Genomic DNA, 22,446 nt, shown 5'->3' with positions numbered 1-22,446 from the left:
CGGTCCTCGCCGCGCGATTCGATCCACGACCCGGAAGACGACATCCATGGAACTTTCCGCTCTCACTGCCCTATCCCCCGTCGATGGTCGCTATGGTGCCAAGGCTGCAGCCCTGCGCGAGCATTTCAGCGAGTACGGCTTGATTCGTGCCCGCGTGACCGTCGAAGTCCGCTGGTTGGAGCGCCTCGCCGCGCACCCACAGATTGCCGAGGTGCCCCCGCTATCGGCACAGGCCACGGCCTTTCTCGGCCAACTGGTAAGTGAGTTCTCGGTCGCCGACGCCGAGCGCATCAAGGAGGTCGAGCGCACCACCAATCATGACGTCAAGGCGGTGGAGTACTTCCTGAAGGAACAGGTCGCCGACTTCCCGGAACTGCATGCGATCACCGAGTTCATCCATTTCGCCTGCACCAGCGAGGACATCAACAACCTGTCCCACGGCGTGATGCTTCGCGGTGGCCTCGACACCTTGTTGCCCACGCTGCGCGAGATCGTTACCGCCGTCGAACGTCTGGCTCATGAGCACGCTGAGCAGCCCATGCTCTCGCGCACCCATGGCCAGACCGCCAGCCCCACCACCCTGGGCAAAGAAATGGCTAACGTGGCATATCGTCTGCGTCGCCAGCTCAAGCAGATCGAAACCGCCGAGATCCTTGGCAAGATCAACGGTGCGGTAGGCAACTACAATGCTCACTTCACCACCTATCCAGAAATCGATTGGGCAGCCAACGCCCGCACCTTCGTCGAAGGGCTGGGGCTGAGTTTCAACCCCTACACCACGCAGATCGAACCGCACGACTACATCGCCGAGCTGTTCGACGCCATCGCACGTTTCAACACCATCTTGATCGACTTCGACCGCGACGTCTGGGGCTATATCTCGCTGGGTTACTTCAAGCAGAAGACCGTCGAAGGCGAGATCGGATCCTCGACCATGCCGCACAAGGTCAACCCTATCGATTTCGAGAACTCCGAGGGTAATCTCGGGCTCTCCAACGCCCTGCTCAGCCATCTCGCCGAGAAGCTACCGATTTCACGCTGGCAGCGCGACCTGACCGATTCCACGGTACTGCGCAATCTCGGCGTGGGGCTAGCGTACGCGCTGATCGCCTATCAGGCCACGCTCAAGGGCGTCGGCAAGCTGGAAGCCAATCCGGCCCGCCTCGACGAGGACCTCGACCAGAACTGGGAAGTCCTCGCCGAGCCGATCCAGACAGTGATGCGCCGCTACGGGATCGAAAAGCCCTATGAAAAGCTCAAGACTCTGACGCGCGGCAAGCGGGTCGACCAAGCAGGATTCGCAGCCTTCATTGATTCTCTGGAACTGCCCGACGACGTCAAGACCGAACTCAAGACGCTGACGCCGGCTGCCTACATCGGCAATGCCGCCGAACAAGCGCGCGCGCTGTAAGCTGGAAGAGTTCGCACCATCAAGGTGAGCAGCGCTGGGGACAGGCCGTAGAGGGGGTTTTTTGCCATGGATGGCAAAAGTAGCGTACAGGGATGTATTGACAGCGCCCCCTCGCAGGCCTGTCGCCAGAACAACCGCGACTCGAAGCCACCACGGCTTTAGTATTCCAAGAGATAGTGCCCATGTCTTCCCATACTCCTTTATCGATACTCGGCGGTTTAACCGCCGCTGAGTTCCTGCGTGACTACTGGCAAAAAAAACCGCTACTGATTCGTGGCGCCTTCGCCGACTTCGAATCGCCGCTTACGCCGGAGGAACTCGCCGGCCTGGCCTGTGAAGACGGCATCGAAGCGCGCCTGGTCGAGGTGCACGGCCCCGACAAGCCATGGCAGGTCAGCCAGGGCCCCTTCGATGACGCCACCTTCGCGCGCCTGCCCGACCGAGAATGGTCTCTGCTGGTTCAGGCCGTCGATCATTACGTGCCCGACGTCGCCGCCTTGCTCGAGGCCTTCGATTTCCTGCCGCGCTGGCGCCTCGACGACGTCATGGTCAGCTACGCGCCGCCCGAGGGCAGTGTCGGCCCCCACGTCGACAGCTACGATGTCTTCCTGCTTCAGGGAAGCGGCCAGCGCCGCTGGCAACTCGGCGGCGAGCAGCCCGACGATGCCCCCATCGTCTCGGGCCTCGACCTGCGCATGCTCGAACGCTTCGAGGTCACCCCCGGTGAGGACTGGGTGCTCGAGCCCGGCGACATGCTGTATCTGCCACCGCGCATCGCCCATCACGGCGTCAGCCAGAGCACCGACTGCATGACCTATTCGATCGGCTTTCGCGCACCGTCCACTGACGAGATCATCACCTCGTTCGCCGACTATCTCGGTGAAATGCAGTCCGAGACCTCACGTTACACCGACCCTGATCTGGGCCCCATCGAACACGCCGGCCGTCTCGATGACGATGCCATCAAGCGCGTGCGCACGTTGATGCTGTCGGTGATCGACGATCCGGCGCAGATGACGCAATGGTTCGGACGCGTCATGACCCAGCCTAAGTATGCCGATCAGCTCGCGCCCCTCGAGGCACCAACCGATAGCGATGCCATCGCCGCGGCATTATCGCAGGGACACTACCTGGAACGCGCGCTGGGCTCGCGCTTCGCATTTCACGAGGAGAACGGCCACGCCACGCTGTTTACGGATGGCGACGGCCATGCCTGTCCGCCAGGGCTCGCGCGCCTGCTAGCCGATACCACGCCACTGCATGCCGCCACGCTGGCCTCCCACCTGGACGATCAGGCTCTGATGCTGCTTGCCGAGCTGGTCAGTCATGGCAGCCTCCAATGGCAAGACGAGACGCAGGAAGACGACGATGCGTGAACGGCATGTCACCAGCGGTGACTGGGTGACGCTGGGCGCAGCGTGCAGCGCGATTCGCAAGGCCGTCTTCATCGAGGAGCAGAAAGTCCCCCAGGCGGAAGAATGGGATGGCCGCGACCCACAAGGTCTGCATTTTTTGCTGCATGTAGATGACCGCGCCATGGGCACGGCGCGTCTATTGCCGGACGGCCATATCGGGCGTGTGGCGATTCTCGAGGAAGCCCGCGGCCAGGGACTAGGCCTGCATCTGATGGAAGCGACGCTGGTGGCGGCCCACGAAGCCGGCCACCACGCTGTGCATCTGGATGCACAGACCTACGCGATCCCCTTCTACGAACGCCTGGGCTTTACCGCGCATGGCGACGAGTTCCTCGATGCCAATATCCCTCACTACCATATGAGCCTGCATTTTCAATAAAAGAGTCTATTGCCGGACTCATGACCCGACGTCCACAAATACGAAGGGCGCCCATGCGGCGCCCTTCGTCTTGCTTTTCGATGCGTATAATTGAAAGACCTACAGTTTCAATACCTACAGTTACAAGGCGTGCGGTTCAACGCTGTTCGCGCAGGATGCCCAGCATCCGCTTGAGCGGCTCCGCCGCTCCCCACAACAGCTGATCGCCCACCGAAAAGGCGGAGAGGTATTCGCCGCCCATGGCCAGCTTGCGCAAGCGCCCAACCGGTACATCCAGCGTGCCAGTCGCGGCCGCCGGTGTCAGGCTTTGCAGGGTGGCATCCTTATCGTTGGGAATCACCTTCGCCCACTGGTTGTGCTTGGCCAGACGGTCTTCGATCTCGTCGAGCGGTACGTCCTGCTTGAGCTTGATGGTGAACGCCTGGCTATGCGAGCGCATCGCACCGATCCGTACGCACAAGCCATCGATGGGAATCGGTGAATCGCCGGTGGCGAGAATCTTGTTGCTCTCGGCACCGCCTTTCCATTCTTCCTTGCTCTGACCGTTGTCCATCGCCTTGTCGATCCACGGCAACAGGCTTCCGGCCAGCGGCTCGCCGAACTGATCGGTGGGGAAATCACCGCCGCGCATGGCCTGCGTCACCTGACGGTCGATATCCAGGATCGCACTGCCCGGATCCGCCAGCGACGACGCCGCAGCACCATGCAGGGCACCCATCTGAGAAAGCAGTTCACGCATGTGCTTGGCGCCCGAGCCTGACGCGGCCTGGTAGGTCATGGAGGTCATCCACTCCACCATATTGGCCTCGAACAAGCCACCCAAGCCCAGTAGCATCAGGCTGACGGTGCAATTGCCGCCCACGAACGTCTTGCCGCCATTGGCGAGACTGCGTTCGATGACGTGACGGTTGACCGGATCGAGCACGATCGTCGCCTCGTCCGCCATACGCAGCGCGCTGGCGGCGTCGATCCAGTAGCCCTGCCAGCCCGCTTCACGCAGGGGCTGGTAGACCTTCTCGGTGTAATCGCCACCCTGTGTGGTCACGATCACATCGAGCGTCTTGAGCGTTTCCAGATCATGCGCATCCTTCAGGGGCGGTACCTCGCCCCCGATATCGGGGCCCGGCTGACCTACCTGGGAAGTGGTGAAGAACACCGGTTCGAGGCCGGCGAAATCGCCATCCTCGCGCATGCGTTGCATGAGGACGGACCCCACCATTCCCCGCCAACCGACAAAACCGACTCTAAGCATGTGTCGTCCTCCTGCAATCTACGAATGGGCGTATGGCCATGATACGTGAGCCGCGCTCACTGCGCCTGGAATGCCGCCAACACGGCATCGCCCATCGCCTGGGTCGACACGGGCGTCGTGTCCTCAAAGGCGATATCGGCGGTACGCAGTCCCTGATCGAGCACCGAGCCCACGGCGCGTTCGATGCGCTCGGCCAGCGCCGGTGCCTCGAGGGAATAACGCAGCATCATGGCCACGGACAAGATCGTCGCCAACGGATTGGCGATGCCCTGCCCGGCAATATCCGGCGCACTGCCATGGCAGGGTTCGTACATGCCCTGCCGTTGTTCGTTGAGCGATGCCGAGGGCAACATCCCGATCGAGCCCGTCAGCATCGCCGCCGCATCGGAGAGGATATCACCGAACATGTTGCCGGTAACGATGACGTCGAACTGCTTGGGCGCGCGCACCAGTTGCATGGCGGCGTTGTCGACGTACATATGCGACAGCTCGACGTCGGGATACTCCGGCGCCAGCCGCTCCATGACTTCGCGCCACAAAATGGTGACCTCGAGCACGTTGGCCTTGTCCACCGAACAGAGTTTACCGCCCCGCGCACGCGCCATCTCGAAGGCCACCCGCCCGATGCGTTCGATCTCGTGCTCGGCATAGACATAGGTATTAAAGCCGACCTTTTCGCCATCGCGCTCTTCGATGCCACGCGGCTGGCCGAAGTAGATACCGCCGGTCAATTCGCGCACGATCATGATATCCAGCCCGGCGACGATCTCGGGCTTGAGGCTCGAGGCCGAGGCCAGTTGCGGATAGAGCAGGGCCGGACGCAGGTTACCGAACAGGTTGAGATTCTTGCGCAAACCCAGCAAGCCTTTCTCGGGCCGCTTGGCCAGATCCTCGATCTTGTCCCAGTTCGGGCCACCCACGGCGCCCAGCAACACGGCATCGGCCGCCTTGGCGCTCGCCAGTGTCTCATCGGGCAGCGGCACGCCATGGGCGTCGATCCCCGCCCCACCGACCAGACCTTCCTCGATGCTGGTCTCCAGGCCCGCCTCGCGGCACGCGTTGAGGATCTTGACCGCCTCGCGGGTAATTTCCGGGCCGATACCGTCGCCCGGTAGAACGAGAATCTTGCGACTCATGGCGTACTCTCTCACTACTCGACACATCATCGTGGATGACGTGAGTGATGGTTCGTGGGTGGTCGGCGCCACGACGCCGACCACGAGAAGGTGGGCATTCCCTGCCATCCCGACTCATTGAGCCGGGCTTCCCTATTGGTTGTGTCCAGCGTTGTTGTTATTCAAAGGGTGCCGGCGTCATCCGGCCTGGCGGAACAGCCATGGCCGCGCCTGACGATGGCGCTGCTCGAAATCCGCAATGGCATCGCCATCCTTGAGCGTCAGGCCGATATCGTCCAGCCCTTCGAGCAGGCATTGCTTGCGAAACGAATCGACCTCGAAGGTAAGCGTCTCGCCATGCGGCGTGATGACCTGCTGGCTCTCCAGATCGACATCCAAGCGATAGCCCTCCTCGGCCTCGGCTTCCTGGAACAGGCGATCCACCGTGGCTTCATCGAAGGTGATCAGCAACAAGCCATTCTTGAAGGCGTTGTTATAGAAGATATCGGCAAAGCTCGGCGCAATGATCACGCGAAAGCCGAAATCCTCGAGTGCCCAGGGCGCATGCTCGCGCGAACTACCGCAGCCGAAGTTACGGCGCGCCAGCAACACGCTGGCGCCCTGATAGCGCGACTGGTTGAGCACGAAATCCGGATTGAGCGGCCGGTTCGCGACATCCTGCCCCGGATAGCCTTCATCCAGATAGCGCAGCTCGTCGAACAGATTGGGGCCGAAGCCGGTACGCTTGATCGACTTCAGAAACTGCTTGGGAATGATCAGGTCCGTGTCCACGTTGGCGCGATCCATGGGCGCCACGAGGCCCTGATGACGGTCGAACTGTCGCATGCTCACGCCTCCTGTACTTGGCTATCGTCGTTGGCGGCGCGCCCGGCACCGAAGTCGCGTACATCGACGAAGTGACCGGCGATGGCCGCCGCCGCCGCCATGGCGGGGCTCACCAGGTGCGTGCGGCCACCATAGCCCTGGCGCCCCTCGAAGTTGCGATTCGAGGTCGAAGCGCAATGCTCACCGGTCCCCAGCTTGTCGGCGTTCATCGCCAGGCACATGGAGCAGCCCGGCTCGCGCCATTCGAAGCCCGCCTCGAGGAAGATCTTGTCCAGTCCTTCCTCTTCGGCCTGGCGCTTGACCAACCCGGAGCCAGGCACGACCATCGCCAGTTGAATGGTATCCGCCACCTTGCGGCCCTTGGCGACCCTGGACGCCTCGCGCAGATCCTCGATGCGCGAGTTGGTGCACGAGCCGATGAAGACCTTGTCGAGCTGGATATCGGTGATCTGCTGCCCCACCTGGAGCCCCATGTACTCGAGCGCGCGCGAAACGCCCTGCTGCACGGTCTCATCGCCGGCAGCGGCCGGATCCGGTACCTGTGCACCGACGCCCGCGACCATTTCCGGGCTAGTGCCCCAGGTGACCTGCGGTTCGATCGCGGCGGCGTCGAGCTCGACGACCTTGTCGAAAGCCGCATCGGCGTCAGAGACCAGCTCGCGCCAGTCGGCGACCGCCGCGTCCAAGTACTTCTCGCTGGGCGCGAAGGGGCGCCGACGCAGGTATTCGATGGTGGTGTCATCGACCGCCACCAACCCCACACGCGCGCCGGCCTCGATAGCCATGTTGCAGATGGTCATGCGGCCTTCCATGGACAGCTCGCGAATCGCGCTGCCGGCAAACTCGATGGCATAACCGGTGCCGCCGGCGGTGCCGATCTTGCCGATCACCGCCAGTACGATATCCTTCGCCGTCACGCCAAGACCCAGTTCACCCTCGACGCGCACCTGCAGGTTCTTCATCTTATGCTGGATCAGACATTGAGTCGCCAGCACATGCTCGACTTCGGAGGTCCCGATGCCGTGCGCCAAGGCCCCGAAGGCGCCGTGCGTGGCGGTGTGAGAATCGCCGCAGACGACCGTCATGCCGGGCTGAGTGGCACCTTGTTCCGGCCCCACCACATGCACGATGCCCTGGCGCGCGTCGTTGATGCGGAATTCCTCGATGCCGAAGCTGGTGCAATTGTCGTCCAGCGTCTCGACCTGAATGCGCGAGACCGGATCGACGATACCCGCATTGCCCTCGGCACGCTCCTTGAGCGTGGTCGGCACGTTATGGTCCGGCGTGGCGAGGTTGGTATCCAATCGCCATGGTTTGCGCCCGGCAAGACGCAGCCCCTCGAAGGCCTGCGGCGAGGTCACCTCGTGCAGCAGGTGACGGTCGATATAGATCAACGCCGTGCCATCGTCGCGTTCCTTTACCAGGTGCCGCGACCAAAGCTTGTCGTAAAGAGTCTGGCCTGCCATGGAATCTCCTCCACTCGTGCCTCCCCGACAGGGAAGGTTGGGCGATGACGCTCTATGTCGTCTTGAAACACGTCGCCTTGCTAAATGTCGCCTTGCTAAGCACCGCGATAACCGGCGCAACCTCTGATATTCCCGAGACTAAGGGGGCTTATGGATAAAAGCAATTCATGTTATTTATGCTTTGCATTCCGTAATAGAATACAGAGCCACTAGAGCGCATTCATGGACACACAAAGCCTGCAAGCCTTCCTCGCCGTGGCTGACAATGGCTCGTTCTCGCTCGCCGCGGAGCAGCTTCACTTGACCCAACCTGCGGTCAGCAAGCGTATCGCAGGGCTCGAAAATCAAGTCGACGCGCCGTTATTCGACCGACTCAATCGTCGCGTGACGCTCACCGAAGCCGGCCGCACGCTACTGCCCCGCGCCCGCGAGATCCTGGTGATGTTCGACGACAGCCGTCGCGCACTTTCCAACCTCGCTGGCGACGTCAGCGGCAGCCTGACCATGGCGACCAGTCACCATGTCGGCCTGCATCGTCTGCCACCGCTGCTCAAGGCTTACACTCAAGCGCATCCCGAGGTGCGCATGGACATGCGCTTTCTGGATTCCGAGCAGGCCTATCAGGGGGTTCTGGATGGCGAACTGGAACTCGCCGTGGTCACGCTGGCGCCGGTGCCCGACCCGGCACTGACGGTGGTGCCGGTGTGGATCGACCAGTTGCGTTTCGTGTGCGGGCGTGAGCATGCCCTCGCCGGTCGCGAGGAACTCGCCTTGTCGGCGCTGTCCGATTACGACGCCGTGCTGCCGGGGCATTTGACCTTCACGCGCGGCATCGTGGTGGATACCTTCGCCCGCGACGGACTCAAGGTAAACGTCTCGCTGTCCACCAACTACCTCGAGACGCTCAAGATGATGGTGGCCATCGGGCTCGGCTGGAGCGTATTGCCCGACACCATGATCGACGACGAGATCGAGGTACTACCCATCGATCATCGTCCCATTCAGCGCCCGCTGGGTTACCTGTTCCACAAGAGCCGCACCCTCTCCAATGCCGCCAGGGCCATGCTAGAGATGCTGGATGATGCCCGGGATCACCGTGCCATGGACTGGCCGTCGTGATCCGGATGTCGTTAAAGGTCAACACTAATCAGTAGACAGCCAGGGTCTTCGCCTTTTTTCGTCACCTTCATTTGATCGATAGCGACACAAAAACGTCGCTTACTATCAAATCGACGGATACGTCATGTCAGAAAACATCATGTAGCCCTCTCGGTACCGCCTTAGCCTTGTGCCAGACCAACGACACAAACCGCTTGCATGAGGCAGGACATGACCAATACCACTCCCCACGCGTGGGCGGAGCAGTCTACGGAAAAGGCGCTGACGCTTCCTTCACGCTACTTCTTCGATCCGCAACTCTTCGCCGCCGAACGCGACCGCATTTTCATGGGCGCCTGGCACTTCGCCTGTCATGTCAATGAGGTAGCCGAACCCGGTGCTTTCGTGGTGCGCGAGATCTTCGATCAGAGCGTGATCGTGATACGTGACCGCCAAGGCGACTTGCATGCGTTTCATAATGTCTGCCAGCACCGTGGCACCCGTCTGCTCGACGAGACGCGCGGCGTTCAGAAAGGTGTCATTCGTTGTGCCTACCACTCCTGGTGCTACGGGCTGGATGGCAGCCTGCGCGCCGCACCGCGCAGTGACCGGATTGCGGCCTTCAACGTCGATGATTACCACATCCCGCCGGTACGTCTGGAAGTCTTCGCCGGGTGCGTCTACTTCAACTTCGATCCCGACGCGACCGACATGCAGACGCTCTTCCCTGGCGCCGAGACCGCCATTCATGAAGCCATTCCGGACCTGGATGACATGCAACTGATCCAGGAAGACGACGTCATCATCCCCGCCAACTGGAAAGTGATCATGGATAACTCCATCGAGGGCTATCACTTCCAGCTTTCCGGGCCCCATCACGTCGACCTGGCCGCCTTGATCGACTTCGATGGCTACCGCCTGACCCATCATGACAACTGGTGGACCTATGGCGCACCGCCCAATGCCAGCGCCAAGGAAGCCTACGGCGTGCCATTGGATCGTCCGGCCGGCAACGGCGACGGCTTTTTCAACATCGGCATCTGGCCGCATAACACCTTCTACCAGTTTCCGTTCTCGCAGTGCATGGGCACGTTCATGATCATCCCGCTGGATGCCGAGCGTTCGATTCTGCGCTTCGGATACTACACCCCCCACGACACACTGCCGGAAGTGACAAAGGCCAGCATGCGCTGGATGAACGAAGAGCTCGGCCCCGAAGACATCGAGCTCAACATCAGCGTGCAGAAAGGCCTCCACTCGCTGGGCTACGACCAGGGGCGCTACATGATCGACGCCGCGCGCAGCAATGAAAGCGAGCATCTGGTGCTTCACTTTCATCGCCTGGTATTCCAGGCCTTGCACGGCGACGCCACCACGCGCCAGGAGGCACCGTCATGACATTCACCGGTCAACGCGTGCTGGTGACCGGCGGCGCCCGCGGCATCGGTGCCGCCACCGCACGACGCTTCCTGGAACAGGGCGCGAACGTCGCCATCGGTGCCCGTCACCAATCGTCCATCGACGCATTTCGCGACTCGCTGATGGACACCGACCTTGCCTCAGCCACGGTGGAAGCCGCCGTGGGCGAGATCGGCACCCAGAGCGAGTGCCAGGCGGTCGTGGAGGCTGCCGTCGAGCGCCTCGGCGGGCTCGACATCCTGGTCAATTGCGCCGGCGTCTTCGAAGAAGTGCCCTTCGAAGCGGTCACTCAGGCGCATTGGGATTCCACCTTCCGCGTCAACGTCGGCGGCACGTTCTTCTGCATCCAGGCGGCGCTACCGCACCTCGAGTCCAGTGGCGGCAACGTCGTCAACCTGGGCTCGGATGCCGGACTGATCGGCTTTCCACCGAGCAGCGTCTATTCCGGTGCCAAGGCCGCCGTGGTCAACCTGACCCGCGCCCTGGCCCTGGAGCTGGCCGGGCGCATACGTCTTAACTGCGTATGCCCGGGCAATGTCGAGACCGACATGATCCAACACGCCACCGAGACCAGCGACGACCCACGCGCCTACCGAGACGCGGCCCATCGACGTGCGCCCTTGAAGCGCATGGGGCAACCGCAAGAGATCGCCGATGCCGTGCTTTATCTCGCCTCCCCCCAGGCCGGCTTCACACATGGCGCCATCCTATCCGTGGACGGTGGTGGCGTATGCGGCTTTTGAGCACTTCGCATCGCGCTCTCGCACGCACAACGACAACACCAGACTCAACGAGGATATTCCCATGACCGATACGCTCCCACACCGTCTCAGGGATGGCCGCCTGATGGGCGCTCTCATTGGCGGGGCCATGGGCGCGTTGCTGCTCACGCCCTTCAGCCTCGCCCAAGCCGAGACCGATGTGGTTCGCTTCGGCACACCCCAATGGCCCGGCGCCACCGTCAAATCAGAAGTGGCACGGCAACTCCTGGACACGCTTGGTTATCGCGCCACCCTGCAAGAAGCCAGCCCATCTATTCTCTTGGAAAGCATGGTCAGTGGTGATCTCGATATCAACATGGCGCTCTGGCGGCCGTCGCAGAGCGACATGCTCGATCCTCGCCTAGAGGCTGGCGAATTGATCGAGGTCGTCAAGAACATCGACGGTGCACGCTTCCAGCTCGCGGTGCCCGAGTACGTGTGGGACGCCGGCGTGCACACGATGGCCGACCTCGCCGAGCACGCGGAACGCTTCGATCGCACCTTCTATGGCATCGAGCCGGGCAACGTCGGCAACGAATTGATGCACAAGGCCATCACCAACGACACTTACGACTTGGAAGGCTGGCGCGTCGCGGCTTCCAGCGTGACCGGCATGATGTCTCAGGTCGCAAGCGACATTAGCAATGATCAATGGATCGCTTTCCTGGGCTGGGAGCCGCATTGGATGAATGTCGACTTCGACATTCGCTATCTGGAGGATCCCGAGAACCTCTGGGGCGACGCCAGCTCGGTGTCCTCGGTCGTCGCCAGCGACTTCGCCGAACACCATCCCAACGTCATCGCCTTTCTCAAGAACATGGTCGTGCCCATCGCCGTCCAGAACCAATGGGTCTACGCCTACAGCCGTGAGGAGCAACCGCTGGAAACGGTCGCCGCCGACTGGATCCAGTCGCATCCCGAGCGGGTCAACGCCTGGCTCGAAGGCGTCACCACGGCGGATGGCGACACGCGCGCTCAAGACGCCTACCAGGCCTCGCGTTGATCTTTCGACCTTCGCCTCAGGATGCTTGCATGACGACTAACCAAGATTACGATTACATCATCGTCGGGGCAGGCTCGGCCGGCTGCGTACTGGCCGATCGACTCACCGCCGATGGCGAATCCCGCGTATTGTTGCTCGAAGCCGGGCCTCGCGATCGCTCGTGGACCATCGACATGCCCGCCGCCATGGGAGCGGCTATCGACGGCCCGCACTTCAACTGGCATTACTGGTCGGGCCCCGAACCCTATCTCGACGGGCGGCGCATCGCCACGCCGCGTGGGCGCACGCTGGGCGGCTCATCGTCGATCAACGGCATGGTGTACATCCGTGGCCACGCCCGCGATTACGATGCCTGGGAAGAAGCCGGCTGCCACGGCTGGGGCTACCGGCACGTCCTGCCCTACTTTCGCCGTGCCGAAACCCACGAGCTGGGCGCCGATGCCTACCATGGCGAGACAGGGCCTCTGCATGTCAGTGCCGGTCGCCCCGAGGATCCTCTGGCGAAGGCCTTCCTGGCCGCCGGTGAAGAGGCCGGTTATGCCGCCAGTGACGACCTCAACGGCTATCGTCAGGAAGGCTTCGGGCGCGTCGACCGCACGACGCGCGCGGGCAGGCGCTGGAGCACGGCGCGTGGCTACCTGGCGCGCGCCGAAAAGCGCACCAACCTGACGGTCATCACCCAAGCGTTGGCGCAGCGCGTACTCGTCGGCGAGACCGGGGCCGAGGGCATCGAATATCGCCACGCCGACACGCTGCACCGGGCACGCGCCACTCGCGAGGTCATTCTGGCGGGCGGCGCCATCAACAGTCCCCAGTTGCTGATGCTCTCCGGCATCGGCCCCGACGACGAACTGACCCGCTGGGGCATCCCTCGCGTCCACACGCTCGAGGGCGTGGGCCGCCGGCTCAGCGACCATCCGGATACCGTCGTGGCATATCGCTGCCAACAACCGGTATCGCATGCGCCCTGGACCTACGCACCCCGCAAGTGGTGGCTGGGCATGCGCTGGTTTCTCGACCGGCGCGGCCTGGCGGCGAGCAACCAGTTCGATGCCGGCGCCTTCATCCGCTCGCGGGCAGGGGTCGAGCATCCCGACATCCAGTTGACGTTCATGTCACTGGCCATCGCGCCCGGCACCACTGAAAGCCTGCGCGAGCATGCGTTCCAGATACATATCGATTTGATGCGCCCCACGAGCATGGGCCGCTTGCACCTCACGGGTACTGACCCCGCTCAAGCGCCGGAAATCGTCTTCAACTATCTCGCCAGCGAGCGCGACCGCGCCGACATGCGCGCGGCCGTGCGTCGCGTCAGGGAGCTGGTCGAACAGCCGGCATTCGCGGATTTACGGGGCGAAGAAATTTCCCCCGGCGCCGAATGCCAGAGCGATGAGGCGCTGGATGCCTGGGCGCGCGCCACGACGGAAACCGGCTATCACGCCGCCGGCACCTGCAAGATGGGCCCGGCCGAGGACCCGGATGCCGTGGTCGATCACGCGCTTCGCGTGCATGGCATCGCCGGCTTGCGTGTGGTCGATGCCTCGATCATGCCACGCGTGGTCAGCGGCAATACCAATGCACCGACCGTCATGATCGCCGAAAAGGCCAGCGACATGGTCCTCGGCCATGTGCCGCCGGCGCCCTCTGACGCCCCGTTCTGGCTGCATGACGACTGGCAACATCAGCAACGTTGAGGAGGCCATGCCATGACCGCGACGCCATTCGACGTCGTGATCGAGAGCCATCAGCGGCTATCGAGCGCTATCTACCAGATCGAGCTGGTCGCCGCCGATGGTGTCGACCTGCCGCCGGCCCCGGCAGGTGCCCATCTCGAGGTGCACCTCCCCAATGGGCTGATACGTCACTATTCGCTGCTGGACGACGCGCGTCACGGCCGCTATCGCATCGGCGTGCTGCATGATCCGGCATCGCGCGGGGGATCCGCCTTTCTGGCCGAGCAGGCAGGCGTCGGCACGCGGCTGCGTGTTTCTCCGCCCCAGGATCGTTTCCCTCTCACCGACGACCGGCAGCACTACCGGCTGATCGGGGGCGGGATCGGCATCACGCCGCTCGTCGCCATGGCGCGCCGGCTCGTCGAGCGGGGCGATACGATCGAGGTGCATTATCTGGTACGCCACCGGGACGAGGCGGCGTTCCTCGATGAACTCAGCGCGTTCCTGCCCGCGTCGCGGCTGCACCTGCACGCCTCCGCCACGCAGGGAAGGCTCGCCCCGCATGCGCTGCTGGGCGACTACACGCCAGATACAGGCGTTTATGCCTGCGGCCCTGAAAGCCTGCTGGACGCCTTGACCGACGCGGCACAGGCGTGGCCTCCGGGCGCACTGCAAATGGAACGCTTCCGGGGCGCATCGCAGGCACCGGTAGCGCGTACCACGCCTTGCCGGATCGAACTCGCACGCAGCGACAAGCACTTCACGCTCGCCGAGGACGAAACCCTGCTCGACGGCCTGGCGCGTGCCGGCGCAGCGCCGGACAGTCTGTGCTGCGAAGGCGCCTGCGGTACCTGCGGGATCCCCGTACTCGAAGGCGAGGTCGAGCATCGCGACGTCCTTCAGTCCGATGCCGAAAAAGCCGCCAACGATATTATTTACGTCTGCGTTTCGCGCCCCAGGGGGGAGCGACTGGTGCTCGACCTGTGAGGTCGGCGCGAGCGCTTTCAACGCCCATTCGACAATCGCCAAGGTATGCTTATGTCTTCTTCTCTCATGTCCATCACCCACGCCGACTGGCAACGCCGTGCCGCCGCCCTCTCGCTGGATGGTGCCGCCTACATCGACGGTCACCGCTATGTGACGCGCCAGGGTGAATCGCTCGCGTCGATCAATCCCATGACGGGCACGTCGCTGACAGCGATCGCGGCCTGCGGCCCGGAGGATATCGATGTCGCGGTCGACGCGGCACGTCGTGCATTCGATACCGGTGACTGGTCACGTGCCGAGCCGACGACACGCCGCCGGTGCTTGCAGACGCTTGCCGCCCACGTGCGCGATCATGCCGAGGAACTGGCCCTGCTCGACAGCCTGGAAGTCGGCAAGTGTATCCACGAAGCCCTGGACGACGTCGAGGAGGCGGCCTTGCTATTCGACTGGTTCGGCGAGCTTCAGGACAAATGCTATGACCAGCTTGCCCCTAGCCCGAATCACGTGCAGGCTACGGTCGCTCACGAGCCGCTTGGCATCGTCGCCGCCGTGGTGCCCTGGAACTTTCCCCTGCATAACGCGTCGGTGAAACTGGCGCCCGCGCTGGCCGCCGGCAATAGCGTGGTACTCAAGCCCGCCGAGGAATCGTCGCTCTCCGCACTGCGCCTGGCGGAACTCGCGACCCAGGCCGGCCTGCCGCCCGGTGTGCTCAATGTCGTGCCGGGATACGGGCATATTGCCGGCGAAGCGCTGGGCCGGCATGCGGATGTCGACGCGCTCGGCTTCACCGGCTCCACCGAGATCGGCAAACGCTTTCTGGTCTACTCGGGCGAATCCAACATGAAACCCGTGTGGCTGGAATGCGGCGGCAAGAGCCCGCATCTGGTGTTCGACGATTGCCCCGACCTGGAGGCCGCCGTGGACAACGCCGTGGCCGGTATCTTCACCAACGCTGGCCAGGTCTGCTCGGCGCATTCGCGCCTGTTGTTACAAGACGGCATCGCCGAGCGTTTCCTCGAGGCCTTGCAGGACCGCATCGCGGCGCTCGTGCCGGGGGACCCGCTCGATCCGGCGACGACGCTCGGCCCGCTCGTCAGCCAAGCGCAGTTCGACAAGGTCCGCGACTACCTGGCGGTCGGCAAGCGTGAAGCCACGCTGTTGTGCGGCGGCGAGACGCAGCAGGCGGCAGGCGGCGCGTTGTTCGTCGCCCCCACGGTGTTCATCGATGTCGAGTCGCACCATCGGATCTTCCAGGAAGAAATTTTCGGCCCGGTGCTCAGCGTGACGCGCTTCAGCGATGAACGCCAGGGCGTGACATTGGCCAACGCCAGCCAGTATGGTTTGGCGGCGTCCCTGTGGACCGCCGACCTGGGACGCGCCCATCGCCTTTGCGATGCTCTACAGGCCGGCACCGTGACGGTCAATGGCGTCGATGCCGTCAGCCCGCAGACGCCCTTCGGCGGCATGAAGCAATCAGGCATCGGCCGCGACTACGCGCTGGCCGGCATGCACAAATACATGGCGCTCAAGACGCGCTGGATCCACTATTGATGGCCTCGGTTTCGCCATCGACACAGGAGCGTTACATGACGACTGCTACCGAGCTTCCCGGTAAACCCCGCGAACAACTGGCGTGTGCTTTCCGCTGGCTGGCCCGCCTCGACATGCACGAAGGGGTCGCCAATCATTGCAGCCTGGCCACCCAGGCAGACGGCAAGCGCTTTCTGGTCAACCCCGAGGGGCGTCATTTCGCGGAAATGCGTGCCAGCGACCTCGTCGAGGTGGATGCCAGCGCCGCGCAACGCCCCGAGTCCATCGATCCCACCGCCTGGGCCATTCATGGCGCCATGCATCGTCAGGGCCGTGGTGTGGGATGCGTCATGCATGCCCACTCCCTTTATGCCACCGCCCTGGCTTGCCTGGAGACACCGGAACTGCCTCCGGTGGAACAGAATGCCATGCGCTTCTTCGAACGCGTGCATATCGACGCCGGGTTCGACGGCATGGGCCTCGACGAGGAGGCGGAGCGTCTCGGTGAGTTGGCCGACACGGCACCTATTCTCCTGCTCGGCAATCATGGCGTGGTCGCCACCGGCCGGGACGTCGCCGAAGCCTTCGACCACCTCTACTACTTCGAGCGTGCCTGCCGCTCCTATCTGGTGGCTCGTGCCAGCGGCCTTCCCGTGCGCCCGGTTGCCCCCGAGATCGCTCGCAAGACTGCACAGCAATGGGAAGACTATCTGACACAAGGCTCGGCGCACATGCACCTTGCCGCCTTGATGCGCCTGCTCGACCGCGATGCGCCCGACTATCGTGATTAATACGCAGCGCACAACGCCAGCCCCAGAACGCATCGCGATCCTGTTGATGCCGCAGTTTTCCTTTGCCGGCCTGGGCGCGATGCTGGATCCGTTGTTCATTATCAACTGGCTGGCTCAGGAGCCGCGCTTCAAGTGGCAATTATTGGGCAGCGATGCCACGGTCGCCGCCTCCAACGGCGTACCTCTAAGCGTGGCTACCGAGTGGCCCACGCCGGCCGAGCTGGATAGCGTCTTCGTCCTTGCCAGTTTCGAAACCAAGACATATACCGGCGATAAACGCATCGCCATGTGGCTGCGCCAGTGCGCGGCGGCCGGCGTGGCACTGGGAGGCATCGAGATGGGCAGCGAAGTGCTAGCCGCAGCGGGCGTGTTCGACGACCATCAGGTAGCCGTGCACTGGGATAACCTGGAAGGCTTTCGCGAGCTTTACCCGCGTATCCAGGCCACCCGCGATCTTTATCGCATCGCGGGCCAGCGGTTGAGCTGCGCCGGTGGTACCGCCGTGCTCGACATGATGTTCGCCTGGCTCACCCCGCGCGTGGAATCTCCCTACATGGAAGAGTTGCGCAACCACTTGCTGGAACGCCGCCAGCGTCGCGACGACAGCGAACAATTGTCGGCAGCGCCCGAGCATCACGTCGAGACCTCGGCGCAGTTGCGCAAGGTGATACGTACTATGCGCCGCACCCTTGAAGCCCCGCTTTCGGCGCCGGCGATGGCCGCTCTCGTCGGGCTCTCTCCGCGCCAATTGGAGCGGCGCTTCAAGGCCGAACTCGGTGTCTCGCCGATTCGTTACTATCTGTGGCTGCGCATCAATCGCGCGCATCGACTACTGCAGCAAACCGACCTGAGCGTGGCAGAAGTCGCCAATTGCGCGGGATTCGGTTCACTAGAGCACTTTTCACGGGTCTACCGGCGCTTCTTCGACTGCGCCCCCAGTGACGATCGCCTGCAATCGCGAGACGCACCAGTGGTCCCGGTGCGCCTCTTTCCCGTCAAGCGCTGAGCGGCACCTCGCCGTCGTCACGACAAATCGCTATCTTCCGGGGGCCGTTTGCGCATCGATTCGAAGCAGCCTGCCTAACAAGAGAGCCTCAACGCCACGCCTATCTCAAGCGTGGCGTGTCCACCTCGACATCGGCGTTCTGGCCGCGCTGGCGCAAGAAGTGATCCATCAATGTGAGCGCCATCATCGCCTCGGCGATGGGCGTGGCTCGGATACCTACGCATGGGTCATGGCGTCCCTTGGTGACGACCTCAGCCGGCTCGCCGTGGATATCGATGGAGCGCCCTGGTTGGGTGATGCTGGAAGTCGGTTTAAGCGCCAGGTGCGCGATCAGCGCCTGACCGGAACTGATGCCGCCCAACACACCCCCGGCATGATTGGAGAGAAAACCCTCGGGCATCATCTCATCGCGATTCTCGCTGCCGCGGCTTGCCACCGCGGCGAAGCCATCGCCGATTTCCACGCCCTTGACAGCGTTGATGCTCATCAAACCATGAGCCAGTTCGGCATCCAGGCGGTCGAAGACCGGCTCGCCAAGCCCCACCGGCACGCCCTCGGCAACGACGGTAATCCGCGCACCGACACTGTCCTGATCACGGCGCAACTGGTCCATGAAGGCCTCGAGTTCGGGCACCTTGTCCGGGTCGGGACAAAAGAACGGGTTGCTATCGACGGCGTCCCACTGTTTAAAGTCGATGCCGATGGGGCCCAGTTGGCTCATATAGCCACGTACACGGATACCCTGCGACGCCAAGTACTTGCGCGCGATAGCCCCGGCGGCGACACGCATGGCCGTTTCGCGGGCGCTCGAACGCCCACCGCCGCGATAATCACGAATCCCGTACTTGTGATGATAGGTGTAGTCGGCATGCGCGGGTCGGAACTGATCCTTGATCTTCGAATAGTCCTTGGAGCGCTGGTCGGTATTCTCGATCAACAGGCCAATCGACGTGCCGGTGGTCACACCCTCGAAAACGCCCGAGAGGATGCGCACCTGATCGGGTTCGCGGCGCTGCGTGGTATGCCGCGAGGTGCCCGGCCGCCGCCGATCCAGATCATGCTGCAAATCCGAGGCATCGAGCTCGACCCCCGGTGGGCATCCGTCGATGATGGCGCCTAGCGCTTCGCCGTGGCTTTCGCCAAAGGTCGTGACGGTGAACAACTTGCCAAAGGTATTGCCGGACATTCCGCGCTCCTCAACGATCAGGCGAACGATGCCGCATATTGGTCGAGCTCAGCAGCGGTCAGTGCAAATACGCCCTCGCCGCCGCGCTCGAACTCGAGCCACAAGAATGGGACTTCGGGAAACGCCGCGTCGAGATGCCGGGCGGAATTGCCCACTTCGACGATCAACACGCCATCGTCGGTCAAATGTTCACGCGCCTCACACAGCATGCGGCGCACGATATCCAGACCATCGTCGCCCGCCGCCAGGGCCAGGCTCGGCTCGTGGCGGAACTCGGTGGGCATGCCCGCCAGGTCACGCGCGTCCACATAGGGAGGGTTGGAGACGATGATGTCATAGCGCTGACCGACTACGCCGGCAAACAGATCCGAGGTCACCGCACGCACACGCTTGCCAACATCGTGATGCACGATATTGGCCTTGGCCACCTCCAGCGCCTCGGGGCTGATATCGACCAGATCAACCTCGGCCGTAGGCAGGTATAGCGCCGTGGCGATGCCGATGCAACCGGAACCGGCGCACAAGTCCAGCACCCGCGTCGGCGACCACTGAGGAAACCAGGCCGCGAAACCGTCCTCGACCAACTCGGCAATCGGCGAGCGCGGGATCAGCACCCGCTCGTCGACCTCGAAGGGATGGCCGGCGAAAAAGGCCTCGCCCAGCAAATAAGGTAACGGCGTGCGCTGTTCGATACGCTGGCGCACCAGGCTCACGATCCGATGGCGCTCGAGCGGCAACAGGCGAGCGTCGAGCACCGCCGGATCGACATCCCAGGGCAGATGCAGCGCGCCCAGCACCAGCCCCACCGCCTCGTCCCAAGCACTGGCCGTGCCATGCCCGAAATGCAGGCGGTGCGCATTGAATTCACTGGTCGCCCAGCGCAGGCAATCACGCAGCGACACCAGCCCTTCGGCCAGTGATGGGTCATCGAGCGTCAGCGTGGAAACGGCGGTCGGTCGGGAAGCAGGCACGAAGCATCCTGTTAAGCGGTTCCATGGAATCGGCGATTGTACCCGGAGCGCGCGCCGGTTCACAGCCGTGGGCAAGTCGCTATACTGGGTGACCTTTCAACCGACCGTGCCGCCTGGGGAGTATCGTCATGAGCCGACGCCGTGGTCAGCCCGACGACGCCGATATCAACGTGTTTCGTCAAGCGCTGGAAGACACCGGTGTGCATCGCCTGCATACCAACCGCGCCGATACCGGACGCCCGCGCCGCCACGACGACGATGCCGTAGCGGAGCGCCGTGCGGCCGCCACCAGCGCCGACACCCAAGCGCCCACCAGCCGCACCAGTGATGGGCGTGTCGAGCCTGTGCGCCCCAGCGAGGCACTGGACTTCGCGGTCCCCGATCTTCCCTACCGGACGCGGACACAACTCAAGCGCGGCAATATCGAGTGGGAAGCCGGCCTGGACCTTCATGGCTACACCGTCAGCGAGGCACGCGAGCAACTCGAGACCTTCCTTCACGACGCCCACGGGCAACGCTGGCGTTGCGTACTCGTGGTACACGGCAAGGCCCGCTCATCGCTACTGGGCAAGGACGACGATTACCCAGTCATCAAGAGCCACGTCAATGCCTGGCTACGCGAATGGCCTGCGGTGCTCGCCTTCTGCTCGGCACGTGATGCGGATGGCGGCACCGGGGCGGTCTATATCTTGCTCCGTCGACGCGGCGATGCCGTATGATCGACCGCCACCGGCCACGAGCAGCCCGAAATGGCGGCGATCTCGTACCCGCGAGCCACTAGCTCGTCGATCACGCCGATATGCGTATAGCCCCGCGCGCCACCACTGCCCAGCACCAACGCAACTCGCTTGCCCATATCAGCGTTCTCCTTCACCACTCATGACGCCTCGTCGTCTCATCCGAGTCGGCAACGATAGCGTCGGCCACGGCATCGACGGCGTGCGCCTCGAGATGCAGATGATGTCCACCGGGCAGCATCACGCGCGTTAGCCGAGCGATGGCGTCACGGGCCCGCTGGGCGTAGGCACGCTCGGCGAGAATGCCCTGCTCGCCCTCAATCAACAGCACCGGGGCTTCGATGGTGTTGAGTAGCGACAGCATCTGCTCGGTGGTAAAGCGCACCAACGATGGACGCAGCAAGCGACCGTCGGAGCGCAAGCGCACGTGTCCATCGTCTTCCACATCCAGATTGCGGCGCACCAGGGGAGCCGCCGTGTCAGTATCGATGGGCGTCACGCCGCCCGCCACGCGCGCCGCGATGGCGGTGGCCTCATCAGGATAGCGCGGCACCATGGAGCGCGAGCGACGGCGCTGGAGCAAGCCCATGCGCAGTTGCTTGGCGGTGTCGTCGACCTCGGTGGTCAAGGTGCCCAAGCCATCGATCAGCACCAACCGAGCGACACGCTCCGGCATCGCAGCCGCCACCAGACACGAGACAGCCGCGCCCATCGAATGTGCCAGCAGCGGCGCTTCATCGAGTCCCAATGCATCGAGTGCGTCCAACACGTCCAGCGTATATTCCCAGATCGGATAGTCGCCGCCTTCGGCGCGCGGCTGCGAGCGCCCGTGGCCAGGGAAGTCGATCGCGACGATGCGAATCCCCAGACGCTCGACCAGCAACGGCGCCAAGCGCGAAAAGCTCTCGGCGTTATCCAGCCAGCCATGCAGCGCCAACCACACGGGCGCGTCGGCATCGCCCCAGGCCAGGCCCGCAAGGCGCCCATGGGCCAAATTCAGAGATTCTACTTCGCGCATGGAGACTCCCACAGTTGATTGATCGAGGACCCGCTCGCCACGCAGCCCTTTTCATCGGTCATTGGGCGGTTTGAAGCGCGGCACTGGGCCTAGCAGGCTAACGGGTTTACCATAAACCTTTTCGTTTCCCAAGCCGACCAAGGAACAAGGAACCCTGCGTGCCAAGATCTCGACCGCCCCGCCCCACTCGTCTACGCAACACTCTCTTTTGGCTCGTCGTGGCCGCCGCCATCATCGTGGGCTTCATCCTAGCAAGACAAGGAAACTGACTGCGCATGGACCTGCTGGCCGTTTTCTCGCATACGCTGCAAGTCACGCTGCCCGTCTTCGCCATGGTGTTTCTGGGGATCGTCTTCAAACGCATCGGCTGGATCGACGCGCA

General features: G+C 63.2%; 20 protein-coding genes and 2 pseudogenes. 14 read left to right on the top strand and 8 right to left on the bottom strand.

The window, feature by feature from the left end:
- The first annotated feature begins 46 nt into the window (after positions 1-46).
- From purB to OP495_RS09585, 3 genes are all read left to right on the top strand, one after another.
- Complete coding sequence (purB, locus tag OP495_RS09595; RefSeq protein WP_280568782.1) at positions 47-1,411, top strand: adenylosuccinate lyase; 1,365 nt, start codon at positions 47-49, stop codon at positions 1,409-1,411.
- 182 nt (positions 1,412-1,593) lie between these two features.
- Complete coding sequence (locus tag OP495_RS09590) at positions 1,594-2,787, top strand: cupin domain-containing protein (protein ID WP_280563408.1); 1,194 nt, start codon at positions 1,594-1,596, stop codon at positions 2,785-2,787.
- A complete protein-coding gene (locus tag OP495_RS09585) occupies positions 2,780-3,205 on the top strand; it encodes a GNAT family N-acetyltransferase (RefSeq protein WP_280563410.1) in 426 nt (141 codons plus the stop codon). The genes OP495_RS09590 and OP495_RS09585 overlap by 8 nt, the downstream gene beginning before the upstream one ends.
- A gap of 136 nt (positions 3,206-3,341) precedes the next feature.
- On the opposite strand, the gene asd is transcribed toward OP495_RS09585, so the two are convergent.
- The 4 genes from asd to leuC all read right to left on the bottom strand — a co-directional run bounded on the left by asd (position 3,342) and on the right by leuC (position 7,884).
- A complete protein-coding gene (gene asd / locus OP495_RS09580; RefSeq protein WP_280563412.1) occupies positions 3,342-4,457 on the bottom strand; it encodes an aspartate-semialdehyde dehydrogenase in 1,116 nt (371 codons plus the stop codon).
- 56 nt (positions 4,458-4,513) lie between these two features.
- Entirely contained in the window at positions 4,514-5,593 is a 1,080-nt protein-coding gene (leuB, locus tag OP495_RS09575) for a 3-isopropylmalate dehydrogenase (RefSeq protein ID WP_280568780.1), read from the bottom strand.
- Between the two features lie 177 nt (positions 5,594-5,770).
- Positions 5,771-6,418, bottom strand: coding sequence for a 3-isopropylmalate dehydratase small subunit (gene leuD / locus OP495_RS09570; protein ID WP_280568779.1), 648 nt, complete (start codon positions 6,416-6,418; stop codon positions 5,771-5,773).
- A 2-nt stretch (positions 6,419-6,420) separates the two neighbouring features.
- Positions 6,421-7,884, bottom strand: a complete 1,464-nt coding sequence (gene leuC / locus OP495_RS09565) for a 3-isopropylmalate dehydratase large subunit (RefSeq protein WP_280568778.1) — start codon at positions 7,882-7,884, stop codon at positions 6,421-6,423.
- A 222-nt stretch (positions 7,885-8,106) separates the two neighbouring features.
- Between leuC and OP495_RS09560 the strand changes: the two genes are divergently transcribed.
- The 9 genes from OP495_RS09560 (at position 8,107) to OP495_RS09520 (ending at position 18,152) form a co-directional block, all read left to right on the top strand.
- Complete coding sequence (locus tag OP495_RS09560) at positions 8,107-9,003, top strand: LysR family transcriptional regulator (protein ID WP_280563418.1); 897 nt, start codon at positions 8,107-8,109, stop codon at positions 9,001-9,003.
- A 210-nt stretch (positions 9,004-9,213) separates the two neighbouring features.
- Positions 9,214-10,380 (top strand): aromatic ring-hydroxylating dioxygenase subunit alpha, encoded by a 1,167-nt coding sequence (locus OP495_RS09555; protein ID WP_280568773.1) that lies wholly within the window; start codon positions 9,214-9,216, stop codon positions 10,378-10,380.
- The gene (locus OP495_RS09550; protein ID WP_280568771.1) at positions 10,377-11,144 is read left to right on the top strand and encodes an SDR family NAD(P)-dependent oxidoreductase; all 768 of its coding nucleotides are present in this window, start codon (positions 10,377-10,379) and stop codon (positions 11,142-11,144) included. The genes OP495_RS09555 and OP495_RS09550 overlap by 4 nt, the downstream gene beginning before the upstream one ends.
- A gap of 61 nt (positions 11,145-11,205) precedes the next feature.
- Entirely contained in the window at positions 11,206-12,165 is a 960-nt protein-coding gene (locus OP495_RS09545) for an ABC transporter substrate-binding protein (RefSeq protein WP_280568770.1), read from the top strand.
- Positions 12,166-12,194: 29 nt separating this feature from the next.
- Positions 12,195-13,859, top strand: coding sequence for a choline dehydrogenase (locus OP495_RS09540; protein ID WP_280563422.1), 1,665 nt, complete (start codon positions 12,195-12,197; stop codon positions 13,857-13,859).
- Positions 13,860-13,871: 12 nt separating this feature from the next.
- Complete coding sequence (locus OP495_RS09535) at positions 13,872-14,825, top strand: PDR/VanB family oxidoreductase (RefSeq protein ID WP_280568769.1); 954 nt, start codon at positions 13,872-13,874, stop codon at positions 14,823-14,825.
- 51 nt (positions 14,826-14,876) lie between these two features.
- Positions 14,877-16,376 (top strand): aldehyde dehydrogenase, encoded by a 1,500-nt coding sequence (locus tag OP495_RS09530; RefSeq protein WP_280568768.1) that lies wholly within the window; start codon positions 14,877-14,879, stop codon positions 16,374-16,376.
- Positions 16,377-16,411: 35 nt separating this feature from the next.
- Positions 16,412-17,146, top strand: coding sequence for a class II aldolase and adducin N-terminal domain-containing protein (locus OP495_RS09525; RefSeq protein WP_280568766.1), 735 nt, complete (start codon positions 16,412-16,414; stop codon positions 17,144-17,146).
- A gap of 46 nt (positions 17,147-17,192) precedes the next feature.
- Complete coding sequence (locus tag OP495_RS09520) at positions 17,193-18,152, top strand: helix-turn-helix domain-containing protein (RefSeq protein ID WP_280568765.1); 960 nt, start codon at positions 17,193-17,195, stop codon at positions 18,150-18,152.
- Between the two features lie 100 nt (positions 18,153-18,252).
- Here OP495_RS09520 and aroC read toward each other — a convergent pair whose 3' ends face one another.
- Complete coding sequence (gene aroC / locus OP495_RS09515; protein WP_280568764.1) at positions 18,253-19,338, bottom strand: chorismate synthase; 1,086 nt, start codon at positions 19,336-19,338, stop codon at positions 18,253-18,255.
- A 17-nt stretch (positions 19,339-19,355) separates the two neighbouring features.
- Entirely contained in the window at positions 19,356-20,309 is a 954-nt protein-coding gene (gene prmB / locus OP495_RS09510; RefSeq protein ID WP_280568763.1) for a 50S ribosomal protein L3 N(5)-glutamine methyltransferase, read from the bottom strand.
- Between the two features lie 128 nt (positions 20,310-20,437).
- Between prmB and OP495_RS09505 the strand changes: the two genes are divergently transcribed.
- A complete protein-coding gene (locus tag OP495_RS09505) occupies positions 20,438-21,028 on the top strand; it encodes a Smr/MutS family protein (protein ID WP_280568760.1) in 591 nt (196 codons plus the stop codon).
- Between the two features lie 17 nt (positions 21,029-21,045).
- Here the strand turns inward: OP495_RS09505 and OP495_RS09500 are convergent.
- Together OP495_RS09500 and OP495_RS09495 are read right to left on the bottom strand one after the other, a co-directional pair.
- Positions 21,046-21,165 (bottom strand): annotated as a pseudogene (locus tag OP495_RS09500) (patatin); the annotation flags it as partial.
- A gap of 14 nt (positions 21,166-21,179) precedes the next feature.
- Entirely contained in the window at positions 21,180-22,064 is an 885-nt protein-coding gene (locus tag OP495_RS09495; protein ID WP_280568758.1) for an alpha/beta hydrolase, read from the bottom strand.
- A 275-nt stretch (positions 22,065-22,339) separates the two neighbouring features.
- On the opposite strand from OP495_RS09495, the pseudogene OP495_RS09490 reads away from it, so the two are divergent.
- Positions 22,340-22,446 (top strand): annotated as a pseudogene (locus OP495_RS09490) (AEC family transporter); the annotation flags it as partial.

Source organism: Chromohalobacter sp. 296-RDG (genome assembly GCF_029889885.1).
Lineage (GTDB): Bacteria > Pseudomonadota > Gammaproteobacteria > Pseudomonadales > Halomonadaceae > Chromohalobacter.
Note: the sequence above shows the minus strand (reverse complement) of the source record. Positions and strands in the feature narration are given on the sequence as shown.

What these genes read in the sequence shown, in the direction of transcription:
- purB (WP_280568782.1), top strand. Translation starts at nt 47, where the DNA reads ATGGAACTTTCCGCTCTCACTGCCCTATCCCCCGTCGATGGTCGCTAT.
- OP495_RS09590 (WP_280563408.1), top strand. Translation starts at nt 1,594, where the DNA reads ATGTCTTCCCATACTCCTTTATCGATACTCGGCGGTTTAACCGCCGCT.
- OP495_RS09585 (WP_280563410.1), top strand. Translation starts at nt 2,780, where the DNA reads ATGCGTGAACGGCATGTCACCAGCGGTGACTGGGTGACGCTGGGCGCA.
- asd (WP_280563412.1), bottom strand. Translation starts at nt 4,457, where the DNA reads ATGCTTAGAGTCGGTTTTGTCGGTTGGCGGGGAATGGTGGGGTCCGTC.
- leuB (WP_280568780.1), bottom strand. Translation starts at nt 5,593, where the DNA reads ATGAGTCGCAAGATTCTCGTTCTACCGGGCGACGGTATCGGCCCGGAA.
- leuD (WP_280568779.1), bottom strand. Translation starts at nt 6,418, where the DNA reads ATGCGACAGTTCGACCGTCATCAGGGCCTCGTGGCGCCCATGGATCGC.
- leuC (WP_280568778.1), bottom strand. Translation starts at nt 7,884, where the DNA reads ATGGCAGGCCAGACTCTTTACGACAAGCTTTGGTCGCGGCACCTGGTA.
- OP495_RS09560 (WP_280563418.1), top strand. Translation starts at nt 8,107, where the DNA reads ATGGACACACAAAGCCTGCAAGCCTTCCTCGCCGTGGCTGACAATGGC.
- OP495_RS09555 (WP_280568773.1), top strand. Translation starts at nt 9,214, where the DNA reads ATGACCAATACCACTCCCCACGCGTGGGCGGAGCAGTCTACGGAAAAG.
- OP495_RS09550 (WP_280568771.1), top strand. Translation starts at nt 10,377, where the DNA reads ATGACATTCACCGGTCAACGCGTGCTGGTGACCGGCGGCGCCCGCGGC.
- OP495_RS09545 (WP_280568770.1), top strand. Translation starts at nt 11,206, where the DNA reads ATGACCGATACGCTCCCACACCGTCTCAGGGATGGCCGCCTGATGGGC.
- OP495_RS09540 (WP_280563422.1), top strand. Translation starts at nt 12,195, where the DNA reads ATGACGACTAACCAAGATTACGATTACATCATCGTCGGGGCAGGCTCG.
- OP495_RS09535 (WP_280568769.1), top strand. Translation starts at nt 13,872, where the DNA reads ATGACCGCGACGCCATTCGACGTCGTGATCGAGAGCCATCAGCGGCTA.
- OP495_RS09530 (WP_280568768.1), top strand. Translation starts at nt 14,877, where the DNA reads ATGTCTTCTTCTCTCATGTCCATCACCCACGCCGACTGGCAACGCCGT.
- OP495_RS09525 (WP_280568766.1), top strand. Translation starts at nt 16,412, where the DNA reads ATGACGACTGCTACCGAGCTTCCCGGTAAACCCCGCGAACAACTGGCG.
- OP495_RS09520 (WP_280568765.1), top strand. Translation starts at nt 17,193, where the DNA reads ATGCCGCAGTTTTCCTTTGCCGGCCTGGGCGCGATGCTGGATCCGTTG.
- aroC (WP_280568764.1), bottom strand. Translation starts at nt 19,338, where the DNA reads ATGTCCGGCAATACCTTTGGCAAGTTGTTCACCGTCACGACCTTTGGC.
- OP495_RS09505 (WP_280568760.1), top strand. Translation starts at nt 20,438, where the DNA reads ATGAGCCGACGCCGTGGTCAGCCCGACGACGCCGATATCAACGTGTTT.
- OP495_RS09495 (WP_280568758.1), bottom strand. Translation starts at nt 22,064, where the DNA reads ATGCGCGAAGTAGAATCTCTGAATTTGGCCCATGGGCGCCTTGCGGGC.